The 13,701-nt window shown below is 73.1% G+C and carries 1 protein-coding gene; it reads right to left on the bottom strand.

Going from position 1 to position 13,701, the window contains the following annotated elements:
• Nucleotides 1-89: 89 nt before the first annotated feature.
• Nucleotides 90-13,622 carry an amino acid adenylation domain-containing protein gene (locus ACIBVL_RS06130; RefSeq protein WP_399092591.1) on the bottom strand — a complete coding sequence of 4,511 codons (13,533 nt, stop codon included), beginning with the start codon at nt 13,620-13,622 and terminating at the stop codon, nt 90-92.
• Nucleotides 13,623-13,701 lie beyond the last annotated feature (79 nt).

The raw sequence follows: 13,701 nt of genomic DNA on the forward strand, positions 1-13,701 counted from the left end.
CGCAGGAAGTCCGAGGGACAACAGGCCTGAGGCGCGGGGAGTCCGAGGGTCGAAAGGTCCGAGGGTCGAAAGGTCTGAGGGGCGGAGCGTCAGAGGTGGTCGTCGGTGAACTCGGCCTCCAGCGCGTCGACTTCGTCCTGGTCGAGATCGAGGAGCGGGAAGTCGGACGGGGTGTGGCCGCCCGCCGCCGGGTCGGCGGTGTGGGCGGCGAGCCCGTCCAGCAGGCCCAGCCAGGCCCGCCCGAGCCGGTCCGCGTCGTCGTCGCCCAGCAGGGTCGAGGGCCAGCTCAGCGTGAGGGTCAGCACGGGACCGTCCGGGGTGTCGGCCACGACGGCGCCCGCGTCGAGCGGGTGCAGGGCCGGCATGTCGGGGTCGGCCGCGCCGCCGACCGCGGTCGCGCCGATCGTCTCCCAGGCGCCGACCGGGCGGCGGGCGGCCTCGGTCGTGGGGAACCGCCCCAGATAGTTGAAGCCGATCTCCGGCACCGGCGGGGCCGCCAGTGCCTCGGACGTCTCCGCGTCGAGGTGGCGCAGCAGGCCGTGGCCGAGGCCGTCCCCCGGGATCGCCAGCACCTGCTCCTTCACCCGCTTGACGAGCACGCCGGCCGCCGGACCACCGGCTGCGGCGTCGGCCAGGTCCAGCCCGGAGGCGTCCAGCCGCACCGGATGCGCGGCCGTGAACCACCCCACGGTCCGGGACAGGTCCATGGCCTCGGAGAGCGGCTCGCGGCCGTGTGTCTCGACCTCCACGAGCACTGCGCCGGACTCCCCGTCCCGCGACCGCCACCCGGTCACGGCGCCGGCCAGGGTGGCGAGCAGCAGCTCGTGCACGCCGCAGTGGAAGAGGCCCGGGGTGCGGCCGACGAGCGTGGCGGTGCGGTCGGCGGGGATCGTCCAACTGCGCCGGGAGAGCGTCCGGACGGTGTCCCGGGCGGGGTCGAGCGGACGGGGGCCGACCACCGGTTCCGCGCCGGTCCCGGACAGCAGGGCCAGCCAGCCCTCCAGCTCGGCGCGCCGCAGCGGTCCGCGCGCGGACCGCCGCAGCTCGCGTGCCCACGCCGGGAACGAGGTGCCCGTCGGTGCCAGGGCGGGCTCGCGGCCGGCGGCCACGGCCTCGCAGGCGGCGCGCAGGTCCGGTATCAGCACCCGCCACGACACGCCGTCGACGACGAGGTGATGCGCCACCAGGACCACGCGCCCCGGCCGGGAGCCGCCCGCGTCCACCCACACGGCGCGCACCATCACACCCGCCACGGGGTCCAGGCCGTCGACCGCCTCGTCGGCTGCCCGGGCGGCCAGGTCGTCCAGCTCGCGCTCGGCGACGTCGACCGCGTCCACCCGGACCACCCGCCCGCACGCGTCCGCCGGGCCCGGCGCCGGGACGCGCAGCACCGGTTCACCGGTGCCCGTAACGGCGCGGGCGCGGAGCATCCCGTGCGTGGCGAGCAGCGCGGCGAGACCCGCCTCCAGCACGTCCACGCCCAGGCCGGCCGGCGCGCCGAGCACCGTCCACTGTGCGAAGCGCGGCCGAAGCGCCTCGGCGCCCATGGACCGCATCACCGGGGTCCAGGGCGCTTCTGCGGCGCCGCCGTCCCAGGAGTCCGCGGCGTTCGCTTCCTCTGCCGCGTCGACGCGCTCGGCATCGGCCGCGACGGCGACGAGGGCCAGCCGCTCGGGTGTCCGCTCCTCGAAGACCTGGCGGGGCGTCACGGCCCAACCGGCGGTCCGCGCTTTGGACGCGAGCTGCATCGACAGGATCGAGTCGCCGCCCAGCTCGAAGAAGCCGTCCTCGACGCCGACCCCTTCGACCCCCAGCACCTCGGCGAACAAGGCGCACAGCACCTCCTCGGCGGGCGTGGCGGGCGCGCGGGTGGCGGTGGAGACGACGTCGGGGGCGGGGAGGGCGGCGCGGTCGATCTTGCCGTTGAAGGTGAGGGGGAAGGCGTCGAGGACGACAACGGCGGACGGAATCATGTAGTCGGGCAGGCGGGTGGCGGCGAAGGCACGGAGGGCGTCGGGGTCCGCGTCGCCGACGACGTACCCGACGAGAGTCCCGTCCCGAACCGTCGCCACGGCCCGCTCCACTTCCGGATGCGCCGCGAGTACCGCCTCGACCTCGCCCGGCTCCACCCGGAACCCACGGATCTTCACCTGGGCGTCGGCACGTCCGACGAACTCCAGCTGCCCGTCCGCCGTCCACCGTGCCAGGTCGCCCGTGCGGTACATCCGATCGCCCCCGGTGAACGGACACGCGACGAAGCGCTCGGCGGTCAGCTCGGGGCGGTTGACGTAGCCGCGGGCCAGACCCGTGCCGGCGACGTACAGCTCACCCGTCACACCGACGGGAACGGGGCGGAGGAAGGCGTCCAACACGTAGGTGCGGACGTTGGGAAGGGGCCGGCCGATCGCCGGCGGGGCGTCGTCACCCGTGATGCCCTCCTCCAGCAGGACGGCCGTGGTGATGACCGTGGCCTCGGTCGGCCCATAGGTGTTCCACACCCGAGCCCCCGCACGCCACTTCGCCGCCAGCCCCGCCTCCAACCGCTCCGCACCCAGCACCCAGTTCCCGACACCCGACACCGCCTCCGGCTCCAACACCCCCACCAACGACGGCACCACACTCGCCACCTCGACACCGGCCGCCGCCACCATCCCCGCGAGCGCCACCCCATCCCGACGCTCCTCGGACGAAGCAATCGCCAGCGTGCCCCCGGACGCCAGCGTCACCACCACGTCCAACACCGCCGCGTCGAAGCTGAACGACGCGAACTGCAGCGCCGTCACCCCGGGCTCCGCGCCGAGCACCGGCCGCATGGCGGCGGCCAGGTTGGCCACGGAGGCGTGCGCCACGGCCACACCCTTCGGGCGGCCGGTGGAACCCGACGTGTAGATGACGTACGCCAACTGCCCCGGCTCGACGGCGGTGTCCATGAACTCCCCGGATCCGGTGCCCAGCTCCCGCACCTCACCGGCTCCGGTTCCCAGCTCGTCCAGCAGCACGGTCTCCACCTCGGCCGTCAGCCGGTCCGCCGTCTCCGCGGCGACCAGCACCACCTGCGCGTCGCTGTCGGCCACCATGAACACGAGCCGCTCGGCCGGGTACTCCGGGTCCAAGGGGACGTACGCCCCGCCCGCCTTCCACACCGCCAGCAGCGCCACCACCATGTCGACCCCGCGCGGCAGACACAGCCCCACCCGCGACTCGCGCCCTATGCCTCGCGCCACCAGGCCCCGCGCCCACGCCTCCGACCTCGCCTCCACCTCGGCGTAGGTCAGCGACCGTTGCCCGTCCCGGATCGCCACCGCATACGGGGTCTCGGCGGCCCACCACCGGACCCGGTCCGGCACCGTGCCCGGTTTCCCCGGCTGAGTCGTGGCGTTCCACTCCTCGACGACCGCCGCCCGCTCGGACACGTCCAGCAGTTCGAGGGTGCCGAGCCGAACCGTCGGATCACCGGCGATCTGCTCCAGAACCCGCACCAGACGAGCGGTCAGGGCGCGGGCGGCATCGGCGTCGAAGGCGTCCGGACGGTAGTCCAGCCGCAGCGTCAGCCCCTTCTCGGGCCGCACGCCCAGCGCGAGCGCGAAGCTCGTGGATTCGTGCGACGCGACCTCCGCGATCGCCAGACCCGCCACGGACGGCCGGCCGGCCGGGTCGCCCGGGTAGTTCTCGTACGCGAGCATCGTGTCGAAGGTCGCGCCGGGGCCGACGGCCCGCTGGACCTCGCCGAGCCCCATGTGGTGGTGGTCGAGCAGCGCCGACTGGCGTGCCTGAAGTTCCGCCAGTGCCTCGCGCACCGGCCGCCCCGCATCCAGCTCGACCCGCACCGGCAGCGTGTTGATGAACAGACCGAGCATCGCCTCCATCCCCGCGAGTTCGGCCGGGCGACCCGCCACCGTCGCCCCGAACACCACCTCACGACGACCCGTCAGCTGCCCCAGCACCACCCCCCACGCCAGCTGCACCACCGTGTTCACCGTCACCCCGGCCCCCCGCGCGACCCGCTCCAGGCCCCGGACCAGGCTGTCCCGAGCCGACACGGTCAGCGACCGCGCCAACACGGCGTCCGTGCCGGAGACGGCCGGGGCCGCCAGCGTCGGCTCGTCCACGCCCGCCAGCTCGGCGCGCCAGGCCTCCAGGGCCGCCGCCTTGTCCCGGCCCGCCAGCCATGTCCAGTACGGACGCGACGAGACGGGTGCGCCGAGACCGTCCGCACGCCCACCGGCCGCGTACACCGTCCACAACTCCCGCATCACCAACGGCAGCGACCAACCGTCCAGCAGCAGATGGTGGAGCGTCACCACCATCCGGGAGCGACCGGCACCCGCCCGCACCAGCGCCACCCGCAGCAACGGCGGCACGGCCAGATCGAACCGCGCGGACCGCTCCTCGACCCCCACCCGGTCCACGGCATCCGCACCCAACCCGGACACATCGACCTCACGCCAGGGCACCACCGCACCGTCCACCACCACCTGCACCAGCCCCACCGCACCCACGACCTGCACAAACCCCACCCGCAACGCCGCATGCCGATCGACCAGCGCCTGCCAGGACGCACGCAGCCGCTCCCCGTCCACCTCACCCTCAAGCGTCAGAACCATCTGCTCGACATAGACGTCCACGCCCGACTCGTCGAACAGCGAATGGAACAGCAAACCCTCCTGCAACGGCGCGACCGGAAGGACCTCCACCAGACCCGCAACCGCCGCCTCGATCTCCTCGACCCCAGCCAGGTCCAACGCCACCAGCGGAAAGTCCGACGGCGAATGACCACCCGCGCCCCTCCCGACATCAGCCACCAGATCGGCGAGCGCACCCGCCCACGCCTCCAACAGCTCCCGTGCCCTTGAGATCGCCAACAGGCGCTCCGGCCAGGCCACCCTGAGCTCCAGCACCGGACCGCCGTCCGCCGGCTCCCGCACCAGTCCCGACAGCTCCAGCGGGTGCATCACCGGTGCCTCGGGTACGCCCCCTGCCCCGAGGCCCTCGATCGCACCCACGCGACCGAGGTAGTTGAAGCCGACCTGCGCCGACGGCAGACCCGCCAGCACATCCGCCGTCTCCGGATTGACGTACCGCAGCAGCCCGTAGCCGAGACCGTCCCCGGGCACCGCCCGCACCTGCTCCTTCACCCGCTTGACCAGGTGCGCCGCCCCGCCCGAACCGTCCAGCCGCACCGGATGGGACGCGGTGAACCAGCCCACCGTCCGGGTGAGATCCATGTCCTCGGCCAGCGGGACGCGACCGTGTCCCTCGACGTCCACCAGGAACCCGCCGGGGCCGGCCCACTCGGCCACCGCGCCCGCGAGCCCGGCCAGCAGCACCTCGTCCACCTTCGCGTGGAACGCGGCGGGGACCGCAGTCAGCAGCGCCGACGTCACCTCCGCCGGGACGGTGACGGCCGCCTCGCGAACCGTGCCGTCCACATCGACGTCCGGATCCACCGGGGCGTCCATGAGCGGCGTGTCCGGGCCGTCCACCAGCTCCCGCCACGCCGCCAGCTCGGCCACCCGGCTCGGCCGACTCGCCTCCGCCGCCAGTTCCCGGGCCCACGCCCGGAACGACATGGGCACCGAAGGCGGCTCGAAGGGACGCCCCTCCGCCGGATCGGCGAGGGCCTGCTGGAGATCGGGCAGCAGCACCTGCCAAGAGACGGTGTCGACGACCAGATGATTCGCCACCACGATCAGACGCCCAGTGATGTCCGGGCCGCCGTCCACCCACACCACCTGCAGCATGACACCGGACGCCGGATCCAGTCGGTCCGCCGCCGCGTCGATGACCTCGTCGACCAGCGCCGCCGGATCCGCTCCGGCCACGTCGACGCGCGACACCAACTCCTCGGCCGGAACCATCGGCGTCTCTGGGACCATCAACGCCCCCGAGGCCACCACCAGACGGGCCCTGAGCATGTCATGACGGCCCATCAGCGCTCGGACGGCGCCGACCAGCACTTCGTGGTCCAGGCCCGGCGGTACCGGCAGCACGCCCGGCTGCACGATCCGGCCGACGCGCTCGGGGCCGACCCGGTCCAGCAGCTCGCGCATCACCGGGGTCAACGGCACCTCGCCGACGCCGGAGTCCACCCGCGGTGTGCCCGGCGAGTCGGACGCCGCGACGGCCACGCGCGCCAGTCGCTCGGGCGTCTTCTCCTCGAAGACCTGGCGGGGCGAGACGGCCCAGCCCGCGGCACGGGCCCTGGACGCGAGCTGCATCGACATGATCGAGTCGCCGCCCAGCTCGAAGAAGCCGTCCTCGACGCCGGCCCGCTCGATCCCCAGTACCTCGGCGAACAGGGCGCAGAGCGTCTCCTCGGCGGGTGTCGACGGAGCGCGTCCGCTGCCCAGCGCGAGGTCGGGGGCGGGCAGCGCGGCACGGTCGACCTTCCCGTTGACCGTCAGCGGGAACGCGTCCAGCGCGACCATCGCCGACGGCACCATGTACTCCGGCAACCGGGTGGCGGCGAACTCCCGCACCACGTCAGGGCTCGCGGCGCCAAGGACGTACCCGACGAGGCGGCTGTCGCGAACCATCGCCACGGCCCGCTCCACCTCCGGGTGCGCGGCGAGGACGGCCTCCACCTCACCCAGCTCCACCCGGAACCCACGGATCTTCACCTGCTCGTCCGCGCGCCCGACGAACTCCAGCCGCCCGTCCGCCGCCCACCGCACCAGATCGCCGGTGCGGTACATCCGCTCGCCATCGGCAAACGGACACGCGACGAACCGCTCGGCGGTCAGATCGCAGCGACGCAGATAGCCGCGGGCCAGACCGGCCCCCGCGATGTACAACTCACCCGTCACACCCACGGGAACGGGCCGCAGGTACTTGTCCAGCACGTATGTCCGGACGTTGGGGAGCGGACGGCCGATCGCCGGGGGTGCGTCCTCACCCGTGATGCCCTCCTCCAGCAGCACGGCCGTGGTGATGACCGTGGCCTCGGTCGGCCCATAGGTGTTCCACACCCGAGCCCCCGCACGCCACTTCGCCGCCAGCCCCGCCTCCAACCGCTCCGCACCCAGCACCCAGTTCCCGACACCCGACACCGCCTCCGGCTCCAACACCCCCAACAACGACGGCACCACACTCGCCACCCCCACCCCGCCGGCCGCCAGCATCCCCGCGAGCGCCACCCCATCCCGACGCTCCTCGGACGAAGCGACCGCCAGCGTCCCTCCGGCCGCCAGGGTCACGGCCACGTCCAGCACCGCCGCATCGAAGCTGAACGAGGCGAACTGCAGCGCCGTCACCCCCGGCTCCGCGCCGAGCACCGGACGCATCGCCGTCGCCAGATTCGCCACCGAACCATGCGCCACCGCCACACCCTTCGGACGCCCCGTCGACCCGGACGTATAGATCACATACGCCAACTGCTCCGAAGCGACCTCCGGCAGCTCACCTCCCTCCCCCGCCACCTCATCCAGCAGCACCGAGACGACGCCCTCAGGCAACCGGTCCACCGTCTCGGGCATCACCAGCACGACCTCGGCGCCACTGTCGGCGACCATGAACGCCAACCGATCCGCCGGGTATTCGGGATCCAGCGGCACATACGCACCCCCCGCCTTCCACACCGCCAGCAGCGCCACGACCATCTCCACACCACGCGGCAGACACAGCCCCACCCGCACCTCACGCCCCACACCCCGCGCCACCAACCCCCGCGCCAAAGCATCCGAGCGCCCGTCCACCTCGGCGTACGTCAACGACCGTCCCGCCGACCACAACGCCACCGCCCCCGGCGTCGCCCGAACCCACCCCCGGAACCGCTCCAGCACCGTCCCGGCCTCCACGGGCCGCTCCGTGTCGTTCCACTCCTCCACGACCGCCGCCCGCTCGGCCTCGTCCAACAGCTCGATGCCACTCAGCCGAACCGTCGGATCGGCCCCCACCTGCTCCAACACACGCACCAGACGCCGCGCCGTCCGCTCGGCGTGCCGGCGCCCGAACACGTCGGGCCGGTAGTCGAGACGAATCGCGAGGCCGTCGTCCGGGGTGACTCCCAGTGCCAGCGCGAAGTTGGTCGAATCGCGGAGTTCGGTGCCCGCGACCGCGAGGTCGTCGTCGATGGGCTGGACGTCCAGACCACCCGGGTAGTTCTCGAAGGCCAGCAGCGTGTCGAAGGTCGCGCCGGGACCGGCCGCCCGCTGCACCGCGCTCAGCCCGACATGCTGGTGGTCGAGCAGCGCCGACTGGCGTGCCTGAAGTTCCGCCAGTGCCTCGCGCACCGGCCGCCCCGCGTCCAGCTCGACCCGCACCGGCAGCGTGTTGATGAACAGACCGAGCATCGCCTCCATCCCCGCGAGCTCGGCCGGGCGACCCGCCACCGTCGCCCCGAACACCACCTCACGACGACCCGTCAGCTGCCCCAGCACCACCCCCCACGCCAGCTGCACCACCGTGTTCACCGTCACCCCGGCCCCCCGCGCGACCCGCTCCAGGGCGCGCGTGAGACCGGCGCTCACGCGGTCGATCACCCGATCAAGGACGACGGGCACCGTCGCGCTCGGCTCGGTCGGCATGACGAGCGTCGGCTCGTCGACCTCCTCCAGCTCGGCCCGCCAGGCCTCCAGGGCCGCCGGCGTGTCCTGAGCCGCCAGCCATGTCCAGTACGGACGCGACGAGACGGGTGCGCCGAGACCGTCCGCACGCCCACCGGCCGCGTACACCGTCCACAACTCCCGCATCACCAACGGCAGCGACCAACCGTCCAGCAGCAGATGGTGGAGCGTCACCACCATCCGGGAGCGACCGGCACCGGCCCGCACCAGCGCCACCCGCAGCAACGGCGGCACGGCCAGATCGAACCGCGCGGACCGCTCCTCGACCCCCACCCGGTCCACGGCATCCGCACCCAACCCGGACACATCGACCTCACGCCAGGGCACCACCGCACCGTCCACCACCACCTGCACCAGCCCCGCCGCACCCACGACCTGCACAAACCCCGCCCGCAACGCCGCATGCCGATCGACCAGCGCCTGCCAGGACGCACGCAGCCGCTCCCCGTCCACCTCACCCTCAAGCGTCAGAACCATCTGCTCGACATAGACGTCCACGCCCGACTCGTCGAACAGCGAATGGAACAGCAAACCCTCCTGCAACGGCGCGACCGGAAGGACCTCCACCAGACCCGCAACCGCCGCCTCGATCTCCTCGACCCCAGCCAGGTCCAACGCCACCAGCGGAAAGTCCGACGGCGAATGACCACCCGCGCCCCTCCCGACATCAGCCACCAGATCGGCGAGCGCACCCGCCCACGCCTCCAACAGCTCCCGTGCCCGTCCCTCGCCCAGCAGGCGCTCCGGCCAGGCCAGCACCAGCTCCAGCACCGGACCGCCCGCCGAGTCCCGCACCGAGCCCACCAGCTCCAGGGCGTGCATCACCGGCGCCTCGGGCGCGCTCCCCGCCCCGAGCCCCGTGCCGGCCCCCACACGTCCCAGGTAGTTGAAGCCGACCTGCGCCGACGGCAGGCCCGCCAGCACATCCGCCGTCTGCGGATTGACGTACCGCAGCAGCCCGTAGCCGAGCCCGTCCCCGGGCACCGCCCGCATCCGCTCCTTCACGCGCTTCACCGACGCGCCGCCCTCCGTGTCCACCCGCACGGGGTGCGAGGAGGTGAACCAGCCCACCGTGCGCGAGAGATCCATCCCCTCGGCCAGCGGGACGCGACCGTGTCCCTCGACGTCCACCAGGAACTCGTCGGTCCCGGGCCGCCACCGCGCCACCGCGCCGGCCAGTCCCGCGAGCAGCACCTCGTCCACCTTCGCGTGGAACGCGGCGGGGACCACCGTCAGGAGCGCCGACGTCACCTCCGCCGGGACGGAGACCGCCACCTCCCGAACCGTGGCGCCCACATCCACGCCCGGGTCCAGCGGGACGTCCGTCATCATCACGTCCGGGCCCTCCACCACCGCCCGCCAGGCCGCCAGCTCGGCCATCCGCTCGGGCCGGGCCGCCTGCGCCGCCAACTCCCGCGCCCACGCCCGAAACGACGCCGGAACCTCGTCCAGCACCGGCTTCCCGCCCTCGGCGAGGGCCTCGTACGCGGACCACAGGTCCGGCAGGAGCACCTGCCACGACACGGCGTCCACGACCAGGTGGTCGACCACGACGACCAGTCGCCCGGCGACGTCCGCGCCGCCGTCCAGCCACACCACCCGCAGCATCACCCCGGCCGCCGGATCCAGTCGCGCCACCGCCGCCGCGATCTCCCGGTCGACCAGCCCTTCCGCCTCGGAGTCGGCCACAGCCACCCGTGCCACCAACCCGTCCACCGCCGCCGCGTCCGGCTCGGGCACCACCAGCGATCCCAGATCCGCCGCCAACCGCGCCCGCAGCACCTCGTGACGCTCCACCAGGGCCGTCACCGCGCCCCGCAGCGCCGTCTCGTTCAGCCCGGCCGGCGCCTCCACCGACATCCACTGCGCCACCGACCGCGCACCGTCGACGCCGACCCGGTCCAGCAGTTCGCGCATCACGGGGGTCAGCGGCACCTCGCCGACACCGGCGGGATCCGCCGCGCGAGCGCCGTCCGTGTTCCCGTCGACCGGCATCGCCACAGCGGCCAACCGTGCGGGCGTCCGCAGCTCGAAGACATGGCGGGCGGTGAGGACCAGGCCTGCGCGGCGCGCCCGCGACACCAGCAGCACCGACGTGATCGAGTCGCCGCCCAGCTCGAAGAAGCCGTCCTCGACGCCGGCCTGCTCGATCCCCAGTACCTCGGCGAACAGGGCGCAGAGCGTCTCCTCGGCGGGTGTCGACGCAGCGCGTCCGCTGCCCAGCGCGAGGTCGGGGGCGGGCAGCGCGGCACGGTCGACCTTCCCGTTGACCGTCAGCGGGAACGCGTCCAGCGCGACCACCGCCGACGGCACCATGTACTCCGGCAACCGCGTCGCCGCATGGCCTCGTACGGCATTCGCGTCCACCGCCCCGACGACGTACCCGACCAGACGCCCGTCACGGACCATCGCCACGGCCCGCTCCACCTCCGGGTGCGCGGCGAGGACGGCCTCCACCTCACCCAGCTCCACCCGGAACCCACGGATCTTCACCTGCTCGTCCGCGCGCCCGACGAACTCCAGCCGCCCGTCCGCCGCCCACCGCACCAGATCGCCGGTGCGGTACATCCGCCCACCGTCCCCGAAGGGGCAGGCCACGAACCGCCCGGCCGTCAGGCCGGGACGGCCGACGTACCCGCGGGCCACCCCGGCGCCCGCCACATACAGCTCACCAACCACACCAACCGGAACCGGACGCAAGAACGCATCCAGCACGTAAGTTCGGACATTGGGGAGCGGACGGCCGATCGCCGGCGGGGCGTCGTCACCCGTGATGCCCTCCTCCAGCAGGACGGCCGTGGTGATGACCGTGGCCTCCGTCGGTCCATAGGTGTTCCACACCCGAGCCCCCGCACGCCACTTCGCCGCCGGCCCCGCCTCCAACCGCTCCGCACCCAGCACCCAGTTCCCGACACCCGGCACCGCCTCCGGCTCCAACACCCCCAACAACGACGGCACCACACTCGCCACCCCCACCCCACCGGCCGTCAGCATCGCCGCGAGCGCCACCCCATCCCGACGCTCCTCGGACGAAGCGACCGCCAGCGTCCCTCCGGCCGCCAGGGTCACGGCCACGTCCAGCACCGCCGCGTCGAAGCTGAACGAGGCGAACTGCAGCGCCGTCACCCCGGGCTCCGCGCCGAGCACCGGACGCATCGCCGTCGCCAGATTCGCCACCGAACCATGCGCCACCGCCACACCCTTGGGGCGACCGGTGGAACCCGAGGTGTAGATGACATACGCCAACTGCTCGGAATCGACTTCCGGCAGCTCCCCGTACTCGGCCGCCACCTCGTCCACCTGGACGGTGACGACATCATCGGGCAGCCGGTCCGCCGTCCCGGGCGCCACCAACACGACCTCGGCGCCACTGTCGGCGACCATGAACGCCAACCGATCCGCCGGGTACTCGGGATCCAACGGAACATACGCACCCCCCGCCTTCCACACCGCCAGCAGCGCCACGACCATCTCGGCACCGCGCGGCAGACACAGCCCCACCCGCACCTCACGCCCCACACCCCGCGCCACCAACCCCCGCGCCAAAGCATCCGTACGCGCGTCCACCTCCCCATACGTCAACGACCGTCCCTCCGACCACAACGCCACCGCCCCCGGCGTCGCCCGAACCCACCCCCGGAACCGCTCCAGCACCGTGCCCGGCTCCGCCGGCCACACCGTGTCGTTCCACTCCTCGATGACGGCGGCGCGCTCCCCGCCCCTCACCATTGCGACCCGCCGCACCGGCGCCGTCGGTTGGCCGAGCACCTGTTCCATGAAGCCGACCAGCGACCGGTGCACCGCGCGCACCCATGCCCGGTCGTAGAGTGCCGCGTTCGCCTCGACGGTGACCTCGATCCCCGAACCCGGCCCCCTCCCGGCCCGATGGATCAGCACTCCGAAGTCCTCGACCCGGCGTGTCGACACGTCCCGCGCCACACCCCGGGCCTCGCCGAACGCCAGCTCGCCCGGCGCGGGAAGGATGTTCACGTACGGCCCGAAGTGCCAGCGGTCGCCCTCGGGCCAGCTCAGTTCCCGGCGCAGCCGCTCGCCCCGGTACCGCTGGTGGCGGAGCAGCTCGCAGACCGCCACCTCGGCCGCCCGCGCCAGGTCGAGGAGGGAGGCGTCCGCCGGGACGGGGAACCGCAGCGGCAGCATGTTGGCTTTGGTGACGGGGGACCGCAGGTCGAGGTCTCCCGACCGGCCGGTCACGGGCAGGCTGAGCAGCGCCTCGTCCGCGCCCGCCATCCCGCTCACGAAGGCGCCGACGGCCGCGAGGATCAGCCGGGAGGAGCGAAGGCCGGCACCGTCCGCCGCGGCACGCAGCGCGTCCACGACCTCGGGCGGGAGGCCGCACGTCTCCCGCAGCACCCCTCCCTCACCACCACCGCCCGCACCCGGAAAGGACGCCAACTCCGGCCGATCGGCGAATCGCTCGCGCCAATAGCGCTGATCGTCCCTGAATTCAACAGAATTCCGATAACGCGTCTCTCCTGCCAACACGTCACCGAGAGACACGTATTCGATCCCCGTGGCAGGCGAACCGGCCATGGACGCCGAATACACATCGGCCACCCGCGCCGCGAACAAACCGCAGGAAAAAGCGTCGAGAAGCAGGTGGTTGTATCCCTGGAACCAGCAGTACCGATCACCCCGTTCCCCGTCCAGCCGAAACAGGACGAACGAGAAAAGCTGCTCCCCTAGCGGATCCTCGACCCGCGCCAGCTCCTCTCGCATGCGGGCTTCGAGGCGCTCCCGCTCCCCTCCCCTCAGGTCCTCCACGCCGAGCGTCCACCGGGGCGCGCCCTCCGCCGCCCCCGCCGTACGCACCGCACGCACCCCGCCCGCCGCGTCCTCGGTGAACCGCAGGCCCAGGACCTCGGTCTCCTCGACCGTCCGCCGTAGCGCCGCCTCGAAGCACGCGAGGTCCAGCCCGCCGGTGATCTCGACGGCCTGCCCGACGCTGTAGAGCGCGCGGGGGCCGCCGAGGCGCTGCGCGCGCCAGATGCCCTCCTGACTCTCGGACAGAGGAAAAACGCCACCGACCCGCTCGCTCATCCCTACCCCTAACCCTTAATTCCCGCTCCCTGGGCATGTGGCTGCCCACTGCGCCATTTCGCGGGAAATGCAAGGCAAG

Origin of the sequence: Streptomyces sp. NPDC049687 (assembly GCF_044465285.1) — a bacterium.
GTDB lineage: Bacteria > Actinomycetota > Actinomycetes > Streptomycetales > Streptomycetaceae > Streptomyces.

Bases quoted from the DNA above. Each gene is read 5' to 3' on its own strand.
- ACIBVL_RS06130 (WP_399092591.1), bottom strand. From the start codon at position 13,622: ATGAGCGAGCGGGTCGGTGGCGTTTTTCCTCTGTCCGAGAGTCAGGAG.